At 32.5% G+C, this 23,178-nt stretch carries 7 protein-coding genes; all 7 read left to right on the top strand.

Features of this window, described 5'->3' with window-relative positions:
• Positions 1-81: 81 nt before the first annotated feature.
• The 7 genes from WN975_RS09800 (at position 82) to WN975_RS09770 (ending at position 23,176) form a co-directional block, all read left to right on the top strand.
• On the top strand, positions 82-2,466 hold the full coding sequence (locus WN975_RS09800; RefSeq protein WP_337966372.1) for a TonB-dependent receptor: 2,385 nt from the start codon (positions 82-84) through the stop codon (positions 2,464-2,466).
• A gap of 59 nt (positions 2,467-2,525) precedes the next feature.
• Complete coding sequence (locus tag WN975_RS09795; protein WP_337966371.1) at positions 2,526-4,151, top strand: MBL fold metallo-hydrolase; 1,626 nt, start codon at positions 2,526-2,528, stop codon at positions 4,149-4,151.
• A gap of 100 nt (positions 4,152-4,251) precedes the next feature.
• Positions 4,252-14,430: an amino acid adenylation domain-containing protein gene (locus tag WN975_RS09790; protein WP_337966370.1), complete on the top strand. Its 10,179-nt coding sequence runs from the start codon at positions 4,252-4,254 to the stop codon at positions 14,428-14,430.
• A gap of 51 nt (positions 14,431-14,481) precedes the next feature.
• Complete coding sequence (locus WN975_RS09785) at positions 14,482-16,287, top strand: outer membrane beta-barrel family protein (protein WP_337966369.1); 1,806 nt, start codon at positions 14,482-14,484, stop codon at positions 16,285-16,287.
• 12 nt (positions 16,288-16,299) lie between these two features.
• Entirely contained in the window at positions 16,300-17,019 is a 720-nt protein-coding gene (locus WN975_RS09780; protein WP_337966368.1) for a thioesterase domain-containing protein, read from the top strand.
• Positions 17,012-18,661 carry a cyclic peptide export ABC transporter gene (locus tag WN975_RS09775; RefSeq protein WP_337966367.1) on the top strand — a complete coding sequence of 550 codons (1,650 nt, stop codon included), beginning with the start codon at positions 17,012-17,014 and terminating at the stop codon, positions 18,659-18,661. Before WN975_RS09780 ends, WN975_RS09775 begins: the two co-directional genes overlap by 8 nt.
• A gap of 57 nt (positions 18,662-18,718) precedes the next feature.
• Positions 18,719-23,176, top strand: coding sequence for an amino acid adenylation domain-containing protein (locus WN975_RS09770; protein ID WP_337966366.1), 4,458 nt, complete (start codon positions 18,719-18,721; stop codon positions 23,174-23,176).
• Positions 23,177-23,178 lie beyond the last annotated feature (2 nt).

The following is a 23,178-nucleotide window of genomic DNA, read 5'->3' as shown; positions in this document are numbered from 1 at the left end:
AGCCTTAAGCCTTTCAAAATAATTTCTTACAAGCATTCCCACGGGTTAAAATTGAAATATTAATAAAACAAAAACGAACTAATGAATCGGTTATTATTTATTGCATTTATTTTAAGTAACGTATTAACAGCACAAGTCAAAATATCAGGAAAAGTGGTTACTACAGAAAATATTCCTGTAGAGTTTGCCGAAGTTATACTTTTTACAAATCAGTCCGTTCCTGTAAAAGATCAGGTAACAAATGAAAAAGGCGAGTTTACATTAGAATACACAGCTGGGACATATTTATTACAAATCAGCCATTTTGGTTCTATTTTATATAAAAAAGAAATAGTATTGAATTCAGATCTCGATTTGGGCGGAATAGTAATCAATCAGGTACAGGAACTAGAAACAGTTGTAGTTACTAAAAAGAAAGAACTTGTAGAGCGCAAAGTCGACCGACTTGTTTTTAATATAGAAAATACAATCAGTACAACGGGCGGTGATGCACTTGACGCATTAAAAATTACTCCCGGAATACAAATTCAAAATGAAAGTATCACCATAATTGGAAAAAGTACTGTAAGAGTTTTGATAGACGACAAAATACTTGACCTGGGACAGGAAGAATTGACAAATTTATTAAAATCAATTCCATCTGAGAACATCAAAAGTATTGAAGTAATTACGACTCCTCCGGCTAAATACGAAGCTTTAGGAAACAGCGGTCTTGTCAATATTAAATTAAAGAAAGCAAAAAGTGATTCCTGGAATCTTTCTCTCGGGAGCGGTTATATGCGAAGGCAGCACGATGGAGAAGGTTCACTCACAAGCAATTTTATATACAATAAAGATAAATTGAGTATGTCGGCCTCGCTCAATTACAGAAATGGCGGAAACTATTTACAGCAGGACAGCCGTGTTCATTTTGCAGATGAATTATGGGCTTTGGATTATCCGCTTCAGAAAAAAGTAAAAATGCTGAATGGAATTTTCAGTATGCAGTATGCAGCGACACCAAAATGGACTTTTGGTTTTCAATATCTGACTAATTTGAATAAAACAAATACAGATGCAACCAGAACTTTATTGATTTATGATAATGCCACAAATGATATTACAAAAAACATAACTTCTCTTGGTTATGCTTATTTAAGACCAAAACTGCATTCTATTAACTTGTTTAATGAATATAAGTTAAATCAGACGGGAGAAAAAATAGCGGTCAATTTAGATTATTTTAATTATCAAACTAACGATTCAAGACCGTATGAAGGAACTTCGGAAGAGTTCAATCCGCCTAAAAAACAATATTTTGTTGGGATAAATAATAACGATCAAAAGATCAATAATTTCTCGGTAAAGGTTGATTATGAACTACATACAGAATGGGCTAATTATAGCTTTGGAGGAAAAACTTCATTTTCAGATACTAAAAATTTAATTGCGTCTTTTAATAGCGGTTTTACAGATCAGCCGGTAACAGATCTTCCGATAACAAATTACGAATTTGGTTATAAGGAAAATGTACAGGCAGTATATGCATCCGGAAACAGAAAGTTTACTGATAATCTGGAAGCCCAGATTGGCGCAAGAGTCGAGCATACGAGGGCAAAATCATATGATGTAGGTCCGGATCAATCTTTTGATAATAACTACACAAAATTGTTTCCGTCTTTTAATATTACCTATACGCCTCAGGAGAATTCTACATACAGATTAAGCTACAGTCGAAGAATAGACAGACCTAATTTTGCTCAGTTAAATCCCAACATAGCTTATATAAATCCGTTTCAGAGTATTCAGGGAAATCCGCTGCTGCAGCCTGCTTTTATCGATAATTTAGAATTTATTTATTCGTATAAAACACTTGAAAGCAAACTTTATTACAGCCATGATAAAAATGTATTCATGCAGATTTCTACACCAGATCCTGATACTAATGTGGTTAAGGTAATTACCCAAAATATTTTTAACATGCAGCGATTCGGGATTTCGGAAATCTATGCTTTTAATAAATTCAAGTGGTGGACAAGCAATAATACTGCAGACTTAAACTATACAAAATCAGAAACCATAATTGCATCAACAAAAGGAGTTGAAGGTCTTAATTTGAAATTAGCGACAAACAATGATTTCGTTTTAAACAAGAAGAAAACCTTTCTGTTAAACCTTAATTTTTGGTATGCTTTTCCAAAAACGGAAGGATTCGTAAAATTGGAATCATCAAGTTCTACCGCAATAACGATTCAATATTTACTGCTTAATAATGACTTGAAAATATCACTAAAAGGCAACGATATTTTTAGAACTGAAAAAATAAAATTCGCCCCAACCGTAAACGGAATATATCAGGAGTATAGTATTTACAACGACAGCAGATATGTGCAGTTGTACCTGAATTATAGATTTGGAAGTAAAAAGGCGAAAAATATAAACAGAAATACCGGTAATGAAGAGGAAAGAAAAAGAGTAGGAGGTTAGAAAATAGTATAGAAATAGAAATCATTTAATATAAAAGAAAATCATTAAAATATTTTGAAATGGAAGGATTAGTTTATTTAAAACCGAACGTTGTTATAGAACCTTTAATAGAAAGATGGTATGCGTGGTCTCACTTAATATCGCCTGCAACTGCAGCTATGAATGTAACTAAGAGACATATCGAGATTATGAATTCTTACTTAGAATCGCCTGCTGTTCATCATGATGCTGTTAAAGATCCTAAAATGCTGGGCGGACCTTTTATGGATTATGATGGAGATCGTTCTGCCGATGTGAGAAAACTGCTGGAATCAACTTTTGTGAATCAAAAAGAGCTGATTAATCTTTCGATGGCGATTAGAAAACTGGTTTTGATGCTCAATAAAGAAGCCAAAGGACAATCGATGGAAGAACTTTACAAAAATGTACCGGATATTTTAAAAGGATATGTAGAGTTAGTATATGATCTAAACGGAAATCCTTCTTTTAGATTTTACGAACAGCTTTTATACAACAGCAAATTTTACAATAAAAGCAATCAGAGTCTGGCTTTGTGGGTTACCAATAATGATTCGCGCCCATTTTGTTTAAGTACTCCAAGATTAGATGAGAAAGATGTACTGCATTTAGACATGCCTTTTGATCATCAATTTATAGATGAGTTAAGTAAAATGAAAAGAACACCGCGTTCTTACAATGAAATAAGAGAATTGGCGGGGGATTTAAATGAAACAGAGAGCGCTTTATTTGAATCATTCTTTACAGAAACTCCGTCAGTACCTTATGCAAATTATGAAGGCGATAAAATACGAATGAGATATTTTGGACATGCCTGTATATTAATTGAGACAAAAGATGTAAGCATACTCGTAGATCCATTAATTAGTTACTATGGATATCAATCGAGCGTTGAGCATTTTTCTGATTATGAACTGCCGGAAAAAATAGATTATGTTTTGATAACACACAACCATCAGGATCATATCTTGCTTGAAACGCTTTTACCGCTTCGACATAAAATTAAAAACATTATTGTACCGCGTTCAGGAGGAGGACATCTTCAGGATCCTTCCTTAAAACTAATGTTCAATAATATTGGATTTAATAATATTATCGAAATCGAAGAATTCTCGACCATAAACTTCTCAGATTGTAAAATTACCGGTATTCCTTTTACAGGAGAACATAGCGATCTGGATATAAAGGCAAAACTTTGCTATCATGTTGAAATCGAAGAATTCTCGCTGCTTTTTGTTGCTGATTCCAGAATTCTTGAAAAGAAATTATATGAAAACACACACCGTATAATTGGCGATGTTGATGTTGTTTTCCTCGGAATGGAATGCGATGGCGCTCCATTAACCTGGTTATACGGTCCGCTGGTTGTAACCGAATTATCAAAGGAACACGATCAATCCAGAAGACTTGCCGGATCTGATTTTGCCAAAGGAATGCATTTGGTAGATGTTTTTAATCCGCTGGAAGTTTATGTATATGCGATGGGACAAGAGCCTTGGTGTGAGTTTATCAGCAGTATTAAATATACTGACGAATCAAATCCTATCATTCAATCGAACCACTTAATTAACGAATGTAATTCAAGAAAAATCATTACAGAAAGATTATTTGGAGAGAAAGAAATCTTGTACAGCAAGAAAAAAGCAGACTACTACAGCTTGGTTTAAAAAAATATACACGAATAACAAAGGTTTTTAATAATCCTCTGTAGGCGTGTGAGAATAAATTAGGGAATAATTACAGACAAGTATATAATACGATATAGCGATGCAAACATTACTTAAAAAATTAAGGTCTTCAAACATAAAACTTAACTTATCTGGAGATAAACTGGATATTAACGCTCCAAAAGGAGTTCTGACACCTGAGTTATTAGAAGAAATTAAATTGCACAAGCAAAATATAATTGATTTTATCAAGCTTTCACAAAACTTAAGTGATAACCATATTGATATTCCAAATATCGATGAGGCGGAAACTTATATCGTATCATCATCGCAAAAAAGTTTGTGGCTTCTATGTCAGTTAGAAGAACAAAATACCGTTTATAATATTCCCAGCATATTTGAAATAAAAGGAAACTTAAACATTGAGGCACTCGAAAAAGCATTTTATGCATTGCTTGAACGCCATGAATCTTTAAGAACAAATTTTGTTGAAACAGAAAATGCCGAAGTGAGACAAAAAATTGTTTCTGTAAAAAATCTGGATTTTAAGTTTCGAACAGAAGATTTATCTCAGGAGAATGATTCTCAAAACCTACATATTCTAATAGAGAAAGAATTAAAATTTTCATTTGATTTATCCAAAGACAGCCTTGTTCGTGCCACACTAATTAAAACCGCAGACGATACTTTTGTTTTTGTACTTGTAATTCATCATATCATTACAGATGGCTTATCTATACAATTAATGATCAATGAGTTATTTGTTCTGTATAATGCCTTTATTAACAATCTTTCGAACCCGTTATTTCCTTTACAAATTCAATATAAAGATTACGCAGCGTGGCAGCAAAACCAGTTAAGAGATAATAATGCCGCACATAAAGAATATTGGTTAAAACAATTTCAGGATACAATTCCTATTCTTGATTTACCAGTATATAAAACAAGACCTTTAAGCAAAACATTTAATGGCGGTATCGTAAAAAGAAGTTTTAATTCTGAAATTTTAAAACAATTCTCCAATTTATGCCAGTCTCAGGAAGCCACACTTTTCATGGGATTAACAAGCTTATTGAACATTTTGTTTTATAGATACACCAATCAAAATGATATAATAATAGGAACCCCAATTGCAGGAAGACCACATGCTGATTTGCAAAATCAAATGGGACTTTATCTAAATACTCTGGCATTACGAACTCATTTTGACGGGCAGGACAGCTTTATGGAGTTATTATCGAATGTTAAAAACAAAACATTAGAAGCCTACGAACATCAGGTATATCCATTTGATGAATTAATAGAAAATTTAAATCTAAAAAGAGAAGCAGGTCGCAGTCCGTTATTTGATGTGATGTTAATATTGCAGAATATGACTGACAACAACAGTTCAAAACAGCTGGAAGACATAACAATTCAAAACTATCAAAATGTACAAAATGTACTTATTAAGTACGATTTAGAATTTACGTTTGATGAATTTGGAAATGAATTAAATCTTAATATAACATTCAATACAGATATTTATACTATAGATTTTATAGAAAAAATTACAGAGCATTTTGGTACTTTGCTGCAAGGAGTTATTGCAGAACCAAACCTTCCTGTTTCGCGTATAAATTATCTTTCGCCAAATGAAATCAAACAGTTAGTATACGATTTTAATGATACGGCAGCGGAATATCCAAGAGATAAAACGATTGTTGAATTGTTTGAAGAACAGGCACATAAAACGCCGGATAATATTGCAATAGTTTTTGAAGGATTAAAATTAACCTATAAAGAACTTAATGAAAAAGTAAATCAGTTTGCTTATTATTTAAGAGAGAGCTACGATATCGAACCGGACGACCTTGTTGGGATAAAATTAGGCAGAAGCGAACAGTTAATTATTACAATTTTAGGAGTATTAAAATCCGGTGCCGCTTATGTTCCTATCGATTCAGATTATCCGCAGGAAAGAATAGATTACATTGAAAAAGATACCAATTGTAAAGCTGTTATTGATGAAGACGAACTGATGATGTTCAATTTCCAGAGATTCAGATATTCAACTGAAAACCCTGATACAATAAATTTGCCGTCACATTTAGCCTATATTATTTATACTTCCGGTTCAACCGGAAATCCAAAAGGAGTAATGGTAGAACACCACAATGTAATAAGACTGGTTAAGCCTTGTACTTATTTTCCATTACACACAGATACAGTTTTGCTAAGTACAGGTTCGATATCTTTTGATGCCACAACAATCGAGTTTTTTGGAACTTTATTAAACGGATCAACTTTAGTTTTAACCAGTCAGGACGATTTACTTGATTTAAGAACATTAGAAAATGTTGTAAAAACAAACGGAGTTAATAGTCTCTGGATGACGGCTTCGTGGTTTAACAGCGTGGTTGAAGATAATATCAGTTTCTTTGAAAGCATTAATCAATTAATAGTTGGAGGAGATGTTGTATCGCCAAAACATACTCAAAAAGTTTTTGAAAGTAATCCATCCATAAAAATTGTAAACGGTTATGGCCCAACAGAAAACACGACTTTTTCGGTAACTTTTGATATTCAGAATGAAAAGTATATCACAATTCCAATAGGAAAACCTATTCCAAACAGTCAGGCTTATGTATTAGATCAAAATTTACAGCCGGCAGGTATTGGCGTAAGCGGAAAACTATATTTATCCGGCGACGGAGTTTCAAGAGGATATTTAAACCAGCCGGAACTTACAGCCGAAAAATTTGTACCAAATCCGTTTATTTCAGAAACCAGAATGTACGATACCGGCGATTTAGGAAGATGGCTTCCAAACGGTACTATTGAATTTTTGGGTAGAAATGATCATCAGGTAAAAATAAGAGGTTACCGAATTGAATTGGGCGAAATTGAAACAAGCCTTTTACAATTTTCATCCAATTTAAAACAAGTTGTTGTTCAGGTTAAAGATGTAAATGGCGAAAAAGTCTTGGTCGCTTATTATGTTTCGGATATCGAAATTGACAAGATCGAGATTAGAAATTACCTTCAGACAAAGTTACCGGAATATATGATTCCGTCTTTTTATGTGCTTCTGGATTTTATACCGCTTACGCCAAATGGAAAAACTGATCGTAATGCTTTACCGGGAATTAATGGAGAAGACAGCATTCGAAGAGAATATATTGCGCCAAGAAACGAAACCGAACAGAAAATGGCCGAAATCTGGCAGGAAGTCCTTGGTCTTGAAAAAATAGGGATTACCGATAATTTCTTTGAACTGGGAGGACATAGCTTAATTGTCGCACAAGTTATCAACAGACTAAACAAACAGCTGAATAAAACAGTCTCATTTAAGGACTTTTTCTCTAACCCAACAATTGATGCGTTGAGTAAAACTTTAAATCAGGATAATTATGCCGCTATTCCAAAAGCAGAAATCAGAGAAAGTTATCCATTAACGGCTTCTCAAAACAGATTTTGGATTTTGAGTCAGCTAGAAGGAGGTTCTTTGGCGTACAATATGCCATCGGCGATTAAATTAAAAGGCGATTTAGATACTGCTAAATTCAAGGAAACCTTTAGTTTGTTAATTCAGCGATATGAAATATTAAGAACCAGCTTTAAAACCAATTCAGAAGGGCAGATTCAGCAATATATAACGCCTGCAAATGAAATTAAGTTTGAAGTAAAAGAACAGGATTTCAGCAATCATAAAGAACAGGAAAATCTTGTTGTACAGTATTTAGAAGAACAGAATGCTATTGCTTTTAATTTGGAAAAAGCGCCATTAATACGAGCTTCCTTAATTAAATTGAAAGATAATGAGCATATATTTTCACTTTGTATGCATCATATTATTGGAGACGGATGGTCGATGCAGTTAATAATTTCTGAAATTGTAAAAACATACAACGCCATAATTCAGGGAGTTTCAGTCAATTTACCGGATTTAAACATTCATTACAAAGATTATGCAGTATGGATTAATGAAGAAATCCAGAAGGAAAAATACCAACAGTCTAAAGATTTTTGGTTAAACGAATTAAAAGGCGAAATTCCGGTATTAGAACTTCCAAGCTTTAAAAAAAGGCCTTTGGTTCAAACCTACAATGGTGCCGTAAAATTATATGAGTTTTCTGGTGCGTTTTTAGAAAAAATAAAAGCCTTTTCAAGTGAACACGATGTAACGCTGTTTATGACATTAACGGCGGGTATAAAAACACTGCTGCATAATTACAGCAATCAGGACGATATTATTATTGGTACGCCAATAGCCGGCAGGGAACACCCGGATTTAGAAAATCAGCTTGGGTTATTTTTAAATACACTTGCCATTCGAACAAAGTTTGAGCAGGGTGATACTTTTCTGGATATTTTAAATAAAGAAAAAGAAACGCTCTTAAACGCTTATCAACATCAGGATTATTCTTTTGATGAACTGGCAGGAAACCTAAATTTAAAGAGAGATTTAAGCCGTTCTGCTTTGTTTGATATCTTAATTGTGCTTCAAAATCAAGCGCAGTTAAAAAATATAGGAAACAATAGCACTTTAACAGGATTAGATGTAGAAGCTTTTGATTTTGAAAACAAAACATCAAAATTCGACATCAGTTTTATTTTTGTCGAAACGCAGCAATTAATTCTTTCAATTAATTACAATACAGATATTTATGATGAGTTTTTAATCGATTCTCTATTCAGACATCTGGAAAATCTATTCAATGCCGGAATCAACAATCCTGAACAATCCATAGATCAACTGGATTATTTAACGGAACTGGAGAAAATTAAATTATTATCTGATTTTAATGGCGTTTCGGCAGATTATCCAAAAAATAAAACACTAATCGATTTATTTGAAGAACAACTCGGGAAAACACCAAATAATACTGCGGTTGTTTTTGAAGAAACCACGCTTACATATCAGGAACTTAATGAACTGGCAAACCAGCTGGCGCATTATTTAAGAGAAAATCATGCCGTTACAACGGGCGATTTAGTGGGAATTAAACTAGAACGCAGCGAGCGAATCATTGTAACGCTATTAGGAATATTAAAATCAGGCGCGGCTTACGTACCAATCGATTCTTCTTATCCGCAGGAAAGAATTGAATATATAGAAAAAGACAGTAATTGTAAAATCGTAATTGATGAGAATATTTTTGAGTCTTTTTACAAAACAAGAGAAACATACTCAGGTTTAAATATCGAAAAAATAAACAGTCCGAGCGATTTAGCCTATATTATTTACACATCCGGAACGACTGGAAATCCAAAAGGAGTAATGGTCGAGCACAGAAACGTAATCAACTTAATAAATTCCCAAACAAAAGAATTTAAAATTGAGGAAACTGAGAGAATCCTGCAGCTTTCGAATTTCTCTTTTGATGCTTCTGTTGAGCAGACATTTTTAGCGCTTTTAAATGGTGCGGCTTTATATATTCTGCCAAGAAAAGTACTGTTAGATGAAATTGAACTGGAAGAATTTGTAATTAAAAATAAGATTACGCACTTTCATTCTGTTCCATCAGTAGTAAGTAAATTGAAACCTTCTGATAAATTTAGTTTAAAGAGAGTTTTGTCAGGAGGAGATATCTGTTCAGAAAAACTGGCAGAATCATGGAGTACTTTTTGTAATTTTTATAATAAATACGGACCAACGGAAACTACTGTTACTTCGATCGAATTTTTGTATAACAAAAACAAGCCATTTTCTATCGGCCGTCCAATTTCAAATACACAAGTTTACATCCTTAACAATGCATTATTTCCCGTGGCTCTTGGTGTTTCTGGCAATGTATATATAGCTGGAGATGGCGTAACGCGCGGTTACTTAAATAAACCAGATTTAACGGCCGAAAAATTCATTGAAAATCCATTTATTCCGGGAACGAAAATGTACAATACGGGAGATGTTGCGCGATGGCTTCCGGACGGAAATATTGAATTTTTAGGCAGAAACGACCATCAGGTTAAAGTAAGAGGATTTAGAATTGAATTGGGCGAAATAGAAACCAATCTTTTGCAATATGCTTCTCATTTAAAACAAGCTGTTGTTCTCGTAAGAGAAGTAAACGGAGAAAAAATGCTGATCGCTTATTACGTATCGGATGAAGAAATCGATAAAAAAGAAATAAGAGAGTACCTTTTAGGAAAACTGCCGGAATATATGGTTCCTTCGTTCTATATAGCCCTGGAACGTTTTCCGGTAACGCCAAACGGAAAAATAGATCGTAAAGCACTTCCAAATAGTACGGGAGAAGATGGTATTAGAAGAGAATATGTTGAACCAAAAAATGAAACTCAACAGAAAATTGCCGAAATATGGCAGGAAGTTCTGGGTCTTGAAAAAATAGGAATTACTGATAATTTCTTTGAGCTTGGCGGACACAGCTTAATTGTAGCGCAAGTTATTAATCGACTAAACAAGCAATTAAATAAAACGGTTTCGTTTAAAAGTTTCTTTTCAAGTCCTACAATTGAATCTCTTTCAAAAGAGTTGCACCAAAACGAATATGAAGCAATACCTCAGGCAATTGCTGCGGATAATTATCCGTTAACGTCTTCGCAGTACAGATTATGGATATTGAGTCAGTTAGAGGGAGGTCCGCTGGCGTATAATATGCCTGCAGCTATAAAATTAAAAGGTGATTTGGATACGGAAAAATTTAAGGAAACTTTTAATTTATTAATTGACAGACATGAGATATTAAGAACAGGTTTCAAAAATGATTCAGACGGACAAATACGCCAGTTTATAAAACCTGCAGCCGAGATTGTTTTTGAAATAACAGAGAAAGATTTCAGCAATTTAGAAAAACAGGAATCTGCTGTTTCGCAATACATAAAAGAACAAAATGCGATTGCTTTTAATCTGGAAAAAGCCCCTTTAATAAGAGCTTCTTTAATTAAAACAAATGAAAATGAGCATATCTTTTTCATCAGCCTGCATCATATAATTGGTGATGGATGGTCGATGCAGTTATTAATTTCCGAAGTAGTAAAAATATACAACGCAATAGTTGAGGGAATACCTGCCAATCTTCCACAGTTAAACTTTCATTACAAAGATTATGCTGTTTGGATTAATGAGGCCGTTCAGCAGGAAAAATATCAAAAGTCAAAAGATTTTTGGTTAAACCAATTTACAGGAGAATTGCCTGTATTAGAACTTCCGAGCTTTAAGAAAAGACCTTTGGTACAAACTTATTATGGTGATAATAAATCGCATCAATTCACGAGTGAGCTTTTAGAAAAACTAAAAACATTTTCAAAAAAGCACGATGTTACGTTGTTTATGACCTTAATGGCGGGTATCAAAACGCTGTTGTACAGATATACAAATCAGGATGATATTATTGTAGGTACGCCAATTGCGGGCAGGGAACATCCGGATTTAGAAAATCAATTGGGACTTTACCTTAACACATTGGCCATTAGAACAAAGTTTGAAGAAGAAGATCAATTTCTGGATATCTTAAATAAAGAGAAAGAAACACTCTTAAATGCTTATCAGCATCAGGAATATTCGCTTGATGAATTAGTAGATAATCTAAATTTAAAGAGAGATTTAAGCCGTTCTGCTTTGTTTGACGTATTGGTTGTGCTTCAAAATCAAAACCAATTAAAAAACCTAACAAACCATACAGCATTAGACGGAATAGAAATTGAAGGTTTTGAGTTTGAAAACAAGATTGCAAAACTGGATATAACCTTCACTTTTGTTGAAACACAGCAACTAATTCTCAGCATAGATTATAATACAGATATATACGATTCTTTATTTATAGACTCGATATTTGGGCATTTGGAACATTTATTTAATGAAGTAATTGACGATCCTAAACGCGCTGTAGATGAGGTTGATTATCTAACAATTGCCGAAGAAAAGAAATTATTGCTGGATTATAATAATAATTCGACAGCGTATCCGAAAGAGAAAACAATGATCGATTTATTTGAAGATCAGGTTTTGAAAACACCGGAAAATATTGCTGTTGTTTTTGAAGATAAAAGCTTCACTTATAAAGAAATCAATGAGCAGGCAAATCAGTTAGCCAATTACTTAATAGAGAATTACAAGATCGAAACCGCCGATTTAGTTGGTATTAAATTAGATCGAAGCGAGAAAATGATTGTTACACTTTTAGGAATCCTAAAAACGGGCGCCGCTTATGTACCAATTGATAAATCATATCCTCAGGAAAGAATTGAGTATATAGAAAAAGACAGCAACAGCAAAGTTGTAATTGACGAAAATGTACTGGAATTATTCTATAACAGCGGGAAAGAATATGCTAAAGTAAATACTGAAAGAACAAATACAGCAAATGATTTAGCGTATATAATTTACACCTCAGGAACTACAGGAAATCCTAAAGGGGTTATGATTGAGCATAGAAATGCAGTGGCATTAATAGACTGGTCAAACGCAGAATTTGACAGTACTAAATTTGAAACTGTATATGCTGTAACGTCTTACTGCTTTGATTTATCTGTTTTTGAAATATTCTATACACTTTCAATCGGAAAGAAAATCAAGCTCTTGAAAAATGGATTGGAAATTAAAAACCATATTGATAAAGACAAGAATTTATTAATAAACACTGTTCCGTCTGTGGTAAATCAGCTTTTAGATGATGGAGTTTCGTTTGATACTGTAAATATTTTAAACATGGCCGGAGAGCCAATCTCTCACAGCATTATACAAAGATTGCCTTTAGACCAGATTGAAGTGTATAATTTATACGGTCCATCTGAAGATACAACGTACAGTACATATTTTAAAATTAAACGGAAAGACTATTTATCAATACCAATTGGAAAAGCAATTTCTAATACACAACTCTACATATTAGACAAAAAACTTCAAGCGGTTCCTAGCGGAGTTTTTGGAAAAATATATGTTGCGGGAGCAGGTGTAGCAAGAGGTTATTTGAACAAACCAGAACTTACGGCAGAGAAATTTATTGCAAGTCCGTTTAAGTCCGGAAGCATAATGTACGATACAGGAGATTTAGGAAGATGGCTTCCAGACGGAAATATTGAATTTTTAGGAAGAAATGACCATCAGGTAAAAATTAGAGGATTTAGAATTGAACTTGGAGAAATCGAAACTTGTTTTTCTCAATATTCGGCGGATATAAAACAAGTTGTTGTTGAGGTAAAAGAAGTAAATGGCGAAAAAGTAATTGCAGCTTATTATGCCAGTGAGATCGAAATAGACAAGGCTGCCATAAGAAATTATCTTCTGGGAAAACTGCCTGAATATATGGTGCCGTCATTTTATATAGCTCTGGATAGTCTGCCTTTGACACCTAACGGAAAAACAGATCGAAAAGCACTGCCGGGAATTAGCGGAGAAGACCTGATAAGAACAGAATATACAGCGCCAAGAAATGAGACAGAAAAGAAAATTGTCGAAATATGGCAGGAAGTTCTTCGTCTTGAAAAAGTTGGAATTACCGATAATTTCTTTGAATTAGGCGGAAACAGTATTTCGGCAATAAACACAATTATTAAAATGAATAAAGAATTTGCGGCAAATTATCCTGTCGATTCGCTGTTTCGTTTTAATACGATTGCCGAAATAGTAAAACATCATTTGAACACCATTTTTGATTCGGATAAAGATTTTTATGAATACGGTAATAGTGATTCTCAAAATACAGTTTTTGCTTTTCCTCCAATTGCGGGTTACGGAAGCGCTTATAGAGACTTGTTTCAAAACAATGAAGATTCCAGATTTATATCCTTCAATTTTATAGAAAATGAAGCTGATACAGTGTCTTATTATGCGCATAAAATCAATGAGATTCAGGAAAATGGGGACATCGTTTTATTTGGCTGGTCAGCGGGAGGAAATTTATCGTATGAAGTCGCAAATCATCTTATAAATAAACTCAACAGAACTGTTTCGAGAATCATAATGTTTGATTCGGTAATTCTTAACGAAGAAAAACTAAATATAGAACTCGCTGCTGAAGGATTTGATTTAGGAACAGAAATCGATGAAAATATGCAGGAAATACTTGCTCAGGCAAAAGAAAAACGAATAGCCTATATCAATTATTTGAAAAATCTGAAATACACAAACAAATTGTCATCCGAATTAGTACTGGTAAAAGCAGAAAATAACGACGACAAAAAATGGGAAGAAAACTTTGAAACGATAAGTTATATAACCGGAAAAGGAGAGCACCAAAACATGCTTGAAGGAAATAATTTGAAGCACAATAAAAAAATATTAAATAAAATTATTGCAAAAGAAGATATCTACACAGCCATTTTTCAGGAATAACATCTTGAAAAGGGCTGCGAAGAATCATCAATAAAAAAATAAAAATTGTAAATGAAATATAAATTATTCTGCTTGCTGTTTATTCCTTTTTTAGGTTTTTCACAGACAAGTGTTTCAATAAAAGAACCAAGTCAGACAGAAGAATCAGGTGAATATTTTGGCGGCGCAGTAAAATCAGTGTACAAACAGCATAAGTTTCCGAGTTTTAATAATAGCGTGAATCTGGTTTATAATAAAGGAAGATGGAAAGTCAATACAAGTATAAGTTATGGACGCGAGAAATTTTTCAGAGAAAATGATGTAAGTACTTTTTTTCCTGATTTATCATTTATAGGCACCGGAACTACAGATTATGACTTTAACAGTTTTGTGAGTTTTATTGATGTTCAGTACAAGATTTCGGATAAAACAAAAATAAATGTTTCGTCTATGAATGATACTTATGAGAACATATTAGACACTAAAACGAATATTGATATTTATAATACATCAGACAATGAGTTGAATAAATATTATGTGGGAAGTAAGAGATTGGTTTCGAACCTTAAACGGAATTCTTTGAATGTGCTGTTAAGGCATGATTTTAATAAAAATGAATTTTTAACCATAGAAGCAGACTGGCTGCAAAGACCTTGGGATTATAACCAAAACACATATGGGCAGGATTATGATGTAAATGGTGCTGCAATTCCTAATCGTAATTATACGGTTTATCATGACGGACGTACAGATTTGAATATCTACACGCTCAATGGTTTGTATCATGGATCTACAAGTCTATTTGATTTTAATGTGGGAGGAAAATGGATATACATTGAATCTGATTATAACATTAGGCATTTTAGAAAATTTGATACTGATTATGTACAGATTTTAGAATTGTCACCAATTTGTACTTACATCGAAAACAGACAGCTTGTATTTTCGGATGTTAAAAAGAATTTTGGAAAACTGGATCTTCAAGTTGGTTTAAAACTCGAAAATACATTTATAAACGGATATGTTTCAGATTTAACACATAAGGATTTGGATGATAGATATTTAAAGTTGTTTCCGTATGTAAATGCAAGTTATATTTTTAATAAAGACAGTAAAATAAGTTTTTCCTATTCAGAGTTTTTCAACAGGCCGTTGTATAGATTTATAAACCCTTCTTTAGGAATTTATAACGCTTATGAAAATTATTTAGGGAATCCGTTTTTAAAGCCGTCAACAACAAATAATTTAAATCTGGTCTATTCATTCAAATCAAAATACGATTTAGGCCTATCGTATTCAAACACAAAAGATAATTACTGGTCTTTAACCAATTTCACAGAAGATTATGTCGTTGCTCATAAAGTGTTGAGCTATATGGATTTAAACGCGCTTCAGCTTACAGGTAATGCTTTTATAAAATATAATAATACCATTGAAACAAATTTACAGTTACAAGGATACTATAAGTACAATACATCATTAGTTCCGGTTATAAAGGATCTCGACGTCTGGGGCTGGTATGGTATGATAAACAATCAGTTTTATTTCAATTCATCAAGAAATATTTCCACCAATTTAAGTTTTTGGTATCGTTCTAAAAACATCAGTCAGGAAGCTTTGATTAAAAAACAATGTGCGCTTGATTTTGGAATGAAATTTTTACTGCTGAAAAAAGATTTGATGATCGAATTGAATGTTACGGATATTTTAAAATCAATGACAGAGAATAAAGTTTCTACGGTAGATAATATTTACCAGACATTTAGAAACTATCAGGATCCCAGAGCTTTTAGAATTTCGGCGACCTATAAGTTTGGAAACAAGAAATTAAATTATGTAGAAAGAATTGCCGAAAATGCAGTAGACCATTCAAGATAAAAACAACAAAATATGCAGCTTTTTTTATTACACTTTGCCGGAGGAAATGTTTACTCGTTTGAATTTCTTAGAAAAGAGATAACAGCTGTCGATTTCATTCCACTTGAATTACCCGGAAGAGGTAAAAGGCATAAAGAGAAATTAATTATCAATAAAGATCAGGCGATTGAAGATTATTATAAGCAAATTAAATCTTTAAGAAACGGAGAGCCTTATATGATTTATGGTCATAGTATGGGAGCGGCTTTAGGATTTTCTGTTGCCGCAAAAATGGAAGCTGACGGAGATAATCCCGAATTACTTATTGTTTCCGGAAATCCGGGGCCGGGAATAAAAAAAAATAAAGATTTCCTGTATCATCAATTAGATGATTTAAATTTTAAAAAAGAACTCATGATTTTAGGCGGAATCGCAAAGGAAATAAGAGAAAACAATGATTTGTTCGACTATTTTCTGCCCATAATAAGAGCCGATTTTGAGTGTTTGGAAACGGGTTTTTCTTCAGAAAAAGACTTAAAGATAAATACACCAATTTATGCTCTTATGGGTTCTGATGAAGATAACGGTGATAAAATCGAAAACTGGAAAAACTTTACCAACAATACTTTTACCTCTGAAATATGGAACGGCGATCATTTTTTTATATACAAATCAGCTGTTCAATTAGCCAGTATTTTTATAAGTCAGCATAAAAAACATTTAATCAATCAAAATAGAAACTATTATGTTTAAATTGAAATTTTCCTATGTAATTTATCTTTTGCTTTATGCAATACCCAATACGATTTTAAGCTTCGGAATTGTTTATATCATCAATAATGTGATATCTGGAAAAATAGATTTCATAACAGATTATATGGGAATTGTATTTGTCTCGACTGTTATATATACCTATTTGCTAAATATTGTTTTTCAGAAAAAAATCAATCAATTTTCTTTTGAAATATTATATGAAAATGAGAAAAAAATATTTGACAAAATATTAAAAGCTCCCTTAATTATTTTAGAAAAACTAGGCTCACAGCGATTTTATACCGCAATTGAAGATTTAAGGATTTTTGCCACTTTTCCGGAAGTAGTAACGCATACCATCAATTCCTTATTAATGCTTTTGCTTTGTATGATATACTTATTTACGCTGTCTGTTTCTGCGGCTTTGGTCGTTGTTACTTTAATAATTCTCATCGCTGTAACCTATTTTTTGGTCATCAATACAATGTCGCAAAAAGTAACCACGCTTAGAAAGTATAACGAACATTATTATAAGTATGTAGACGATGTAATAAAAGGATTCAAAGGTTTTAAATTAAGCACGCACAGACGAGATAATTTAATGACGGAACATTTGTCTCCAAATAGAGAAAATGCCAAAAAACTGGATTTTAATATCAATTATGTCTTTTTATCCATCAACTTGATAAGTCAATATGGGTTGTATTTAGTTATTGGTTCCATTTTGTTTTTTCTTCCGGAAATAGGAATATTAAAAAGAGAAGACGTTATCTCTTATGTAGTGATTTTATTGTTTGTATCAGGACCGATAAACAACCTGATTAATATGCAGAATGTTTATACCAGATTAACTGTAGCCAATAACAGGATAAAGAATTTTTTGAAAGATTTTGACAGCGTAGAATTGGCCGTTACCATTAAAAAAACAGATCCGGAAGCATTTAAATCCTTACGATTTGATAATATTCATTTTGAATATGAAAATAACGCTGCCGAAAAAACATTTGCTTTAGGCCCGGTAAACCTTTCAATAGAAAAAGGAGAAATGATCTTTATTATTGGCGGAAACGGTAGCGGTAAAAGTACTTTTATCAATATTTTAACCGGTTTGTATCAGCCAACAGAAGGAGAAATCATACTAAACGAACAGGAATACGAAAAGAAAAATACAACAACGCAAAACCTCATATCGGCAGTTTTTACAGATAACCATATTTACTCTAAAAATTACGACCAATATGCCTTAGAAAACAACAAAGAATATCTGGAGCTTTTAAGAATAATGGAGCTGGACAAAGTAATTCAGGATGACAGAGAAGATTCTGCAAGAAGACCTTTCTCTAAAGGGCAGGGCAAAAGAATGTCATTGATTTTTGCACTTTTAGAAGATAAACCAATTCTTGTATTAGACGAATGGGCAGCTGATCAGGATCCGCATTTTAGAAAATATTTTTACGAAAACTTACTGCCTAAGTTAAAAGAAGAAGGTAAAACAATCATAGCAGTAACTCATGATGATGCTTATTTTAAATACGCAGACAGAATACTAAAATTTGATTACGGAGAAATTGTAAAAGATTTTAAAGTAAAAGACGAAATCCTGCACACAGAAAGTTTATGGCGTAATGAAGTCGAGAGTTAAATAACACTTTCATAAAGCATAAAATTTTGTAATTCATAATTAATACCACACTTTTCAATGAAACTTACTCTTCCACAACAAGATGTTTATTTTGAGCAATTATTATTTCCTAATGATCCTATATATAATATTGGGGCTAAAGTTGAAATTAAAGGTGTAATAAATACTGAAACTTTTAATAAAGCCTATACAAAGCTTATAGAGCAGCATGATACGTACAGAAGCGTTCTGGTAAAAGATAAAGAAGAAACAACTTTCAAAGTTTTAGAGGCGTATCAAGCTCAATTAAACTTTATTGATTTTTCTGATGCTGTAAATCCCGAAGAAGAAGCTTCTGTTTATATGCAGAAAGAGTTTATGAAACCTTTTGATTTATTTAATGAAAATCTGCTGCATGTTTTTACATTGGTAAAAGTAAATGACAGTTTTCATTATTTATTTTCGGTTTACCATCATATTATTACCGATGGCTGGGGAACATCACTAATGTTTCAGCGATTGGTGCAGAATTATAATGAAATCCATGAATCCGGAGATGTTATAACAACTTATCCTTTTAGTTATAAAAATTTTGCAGAAGATGATTTTCAATACCAAAACTCGGAGTCTTTTTTAGAAGATAAAAAGTATTGGACAGAGAAATTTAGAACACTGCCCGAAGCTTTGTTAGAAAAAGAAAATGATTTGGCAGAAAACAATAAAAGCAGCCGAAAAGAATTGATTATTAAAAGAGAAGTATACAATCAATTAAACCAGTTGGCGGCAGCATCTAACTGCTCTTCTTTTCATTTAATTTTAGGTATTTTGTTTACTTATTTTGGAAGAAAACATCAAAACAATGATTTTGCCATTGGATTACCAGTTTTAAACAGAAGCAAATCAATATACAAGAAAACAGTAGGACTTTTTATGGGAGTATCGCCCTTAAGAATTGCTCTGGATTTTGATGCCGCTTTTGTAGATTTAATCAATTTGATTAAAAACCAATTGAGAAACGATTATCGTCATCAGCGATTTCCTTTAGGAAAATTAATTCAGGAACTTCAGGTTTTTAAGGAAAAAGACAAAATATTCAATATTACACTTTCTTATGAAAAGCAAAATTATGCTGATAATTTTAAGAATACACAAACCAAAGTAATTCCGTTAACACATCAATCAGAACGAGTTGCTCTGGCAGTTTATATTCGCGAATTTGATGAACTCGAAGATGTAAAAATAGATTTTGATTACAACTTAAATTATTTTACCGAAACCCGAATTACACAAGTAGTTCATCATTTTGAAAACCTGCTTACGAATATTTTAATTCATCCTGATAAAAAGTTAAAAGAACTGATTTATGTAACCAAAGACGAAAGAACTCAGGTTTTAGAAGCATTTAATGATACAAAAACGGATTATCAAAATGACGCAACATTACTAGATTTATTTCAGAAACAAGTTGAGGATTTCCCCGGAAAAGAAGCTTTAAAAGATGAGTATAAATCATACTCTTATGCTGAGCTTAATAAATTATCAAACCAAATAGCTCAATTTTTAATCGCAGCCTACGGTAAAAAAGACAAATCTCCAATTGCTGTATTATTAGACCGATCGGCAGATATGGTAGTTGTTTTATTAGGAATATTAAAATCGGGAAGATCATACATTCCATTAGATCCGGCATTTCCAGAAGACAGACTCAATTATATTATTGAAAACAGCCAAAGTAAAATACTTATAAATGAAAAAGAATATCTGCTAAATACAGCTGCAGATGTGCGCGTAATATCATTAGAAAGTATTTTTGAAAGCATTTTTGAAAGCATAGATACCTTTAATGGAACTTCGGGAAAAATAGTTTCTCCCCAAGACACAGCTTATATCATTTACACATCAGGTTCAACCGGAAACCCAAAAGGAGTAGAAATTGGTCACAAAGCATTGCTTAACTTTTTAACCAGTATTCAGCAAAAACCTGGCGTTGGCACAAACGATACCTTTTTTTCGGTAACAACCTATTCCTTTGATATTTCGATATTAGAGTTTTTTGTTCCGCTAATATCAGGAGCAGTTTTATATGTTGCCAATCAAAGCTTTTTGGCTGATCCAAATTTGATTATTCAAAAAATAGAAGAAATACAGCCTACTATAATTCAGGCTACGCCAAGTTTTTATCAAATGCTTTTTAACGTAGGCTGGCAAGGCAGTAAGCGATTAAAAGTGCTCTGCGGCGGAGATTTATTAAGTGAGGCATTGGCAGAAAAACTGATAAAAAATAGTTTTGAAATTTGGAATATGTACGGCCCAACCGAAACTACGATTTGGTCAAGCTCAAAAAGAATTGAACAGTTTAGAGACGCTTCAAACATTGGAAAACCAATAAACAACACACAGTTTTATATTCTGGATGAATTTCTTAGCCCAAAACCTATAGGAGTTCCGGGAGCAATTTACATAGCAGGCGATGGACTTGCCAAAGGATATTATAAAAATGAGAAATTAACAAACGAAAAATTTATAACAAATCCGTTTCACAGCGATAGTTTACTGTACGAAACAGGTGACGTTGGGAAATGGAATGATAATGGAGAAATCATATTTTTAGGAAGAAATGACAATCAGGTTAAAATAAGAGGTTACAGAATCGAACTTGGCGATATTGAGTCGCAGTTCAACCAAATAGAAGGGATTCACAATTCAGTTGTTATTGCTAAAAAATTAGAGCAGCAAGAAGCTTTTTTAGTAGCTTATTTTGTAAAAAGTCAGCAAGAAGTTGACATAGAAGGGATAAAAAAAGTGCTAAAAGAAAATCTTCCTTATTATATGATTCCAAACGTAATTATTGCTTTGGAAGAATTTCCTCTTACACCAAATCAAAAAATAGATCGAAAATCTTTATCTCAAAGAGCCATTCATCAGGAAATAAATTATGATGATTTTAAAGCTCCCATTTCAGATTTAGAAAAAAAACTTTCTTACTATTGGAAAGAGGTTTTACACAGCAAAGAACCAATAAGTGTAAGTGATAATTTTTTTGCATTAGGAGGACATTCTTTAAATGCCGTTAAATTAATTGGTTTGATAACCAAAGAACTTTCACTGGATATTTCTCTAAAAACTATTTTTGATTATCCTACAATTGAATTACTGGCCGATTATCTGCAAAAACTTGCTCCCAATCAATCAGCCGTTATACCACTTTCAGAAACTAAAGTTTTTTATGATTTAACACAATCTCAATACCATATTTGGCTGGCATCTCAGCGAAAAAATACTTCTATAGCATACAATATGTCTGCAGCTTATCAAATAGAAGGAATTGCAGATTTGGACAAAATTTCGAATGCAGTCAATAAAATCATTAATCGACATGAAATCTTAAGAACCAATTTTATTGAGATAAACGGAATTCCACATCAAAAAATTAATCCTTTCGAAAATGTAAAATTTGCAGTTTCTACGCATGAAAAAGGAGATGAAAAAGCAGATGAGGTTATAAATAGATTAATTAATACTGCATTTGATTTAGAAACAGATTTACTGTTGAGAGTTATGCTTTTTCAAATAGCGGAAAACAAATATGTACTGCTTTTTTGCACGCACCACATTATTATGGATGGTTTGTCTATAGAGATTTTCATTAAAGAATTTATTGAAAATTATAATGAAAATAATGCTGCAGGAATATCAAAAGAGCACATTTTGAAATATCAATTTAAAGATTATTCAGAATGGTTTAATAAAACACAAGAAGATAATGCTGCAAAAAATGAATTGTTCTGGAAAAATTACTTACAGAATTATGAATTTGCTTCTTCATTTGAGACGGATTTTGACAGTAAACAGAACCAGAATAAAGGAGACAGGTTTTTATTTGAACTAAATCCGGAAACAACCTCGGCTTTAAAGAAATTTGCGCTTAAGGAACACGTTACTTTTTATACCGTTTTGGCAGCATCTTTAAATGTTTTGATCTACAAGTTCTCCAATCATAATGATATTACTATTGGAATTGCAAACTCAGGAAGAAATATTCCGGAACTAAATAATCAAATAGGAATGTTTGTTAAAACACTTATTTTAAGAACAAAAATAGAGCAGGAACAAACCTTTGCGAAGTTATTAAAAAATACCCAAAGTAATTTATTAGAAATTAATGATTATCAAGATGTTCCGTTTAATAAAATTCCACAATCTGTTTTTGATGTAATGTTGGTGTATCAAAATCCTGAATTTTCATTTGAAAATATTGATGCATTAAACGGTCTAAAATTAGCTTCTTATCCTCTTGATAATAAATACAGCAGACTGCCAATCGTGTTTAATTTATTTGAAAGCGGAAATACCTTAAAAGGAATTATAGATTATAATAGTGATTTATTTGAGAAGGATACGATACAGATAATTGCAGTTACATATACGGCACTTTTAAGCGAAATAATAAAAAATCCATCATTGGCATTAGATTTTATTGATGCTAAAACAGAGGTGGAGAAAAACACTGTATCTGATTTTGATTTTAATTTTTAATA

Source organism: uncultured Flavobacterium sp. (assembly GCF_951805225.1).
In the GTDB taxonomy this organism is placed as follows: Bacteria; Bacteroidota; Bacteroidia; order Flavobacteriales; family Flavobacteriaceae; genus Flavobacterium.
Note: the sequence above shows the minus strand (reverse complement) of the source record. Positions and strands in the feature narration are given on the sequence as shown.

What these genes read in the sequence shown, in the direction of transcription:
- WN975_RS09775 (WP_337966367.1), top strand. Translation starts at nt 17,012, where the DNA reads ATGTTTAAATTGAAATTTTCCTATGTAATTTATCTTTTGCTTTATGCA.
- WN975_RS09790 (WP_337966370.1), top strand. Translation starts at nt 4,252, where the DNA reads ATGCAAACATTACTTAAAAAATTAAGGTCTTCAAACATAAAACTTAAC.
- WN975_RS09770 (WP_337966366.1), top strand. Translation starts at nt 18,719, where the DNA reads ATGAAACTTACTCTTCCACAACAAGATGTTTATTTTGAGCAATTATTA.
- WN975_RS09780 (WP_337966368.1), top strand. Translation starts at nt 16,300, where the DNA reads ATGCAGCTTTTTTTATTACACTTTGCCGGAGGAAATGTTTACTCGTTT.
- WN975_RS09795 (WP_337966371.1), top strand. Translation starts at nt 2,526, where the DNA reads ATGGAAGGATTAGTTTATTTAAAACCGAACGTTGTTATAGAACCTTTA.
- WN975_RS09785 (WP_337966369.1), top strand. Translation starts at nt 14,482, where the DNA reads ATGAAATATAAATTATTCTGCTTGCTGTTTATTCCTTTTTTAGGTTTT.
- WN975_RS09800 (WP_337966372.1), top strand. Translation starts at nt 82, where the DNA reads ATGAATCGGTTATTATTTATTGCATTTATTTTAAGTAACGTATTAACA.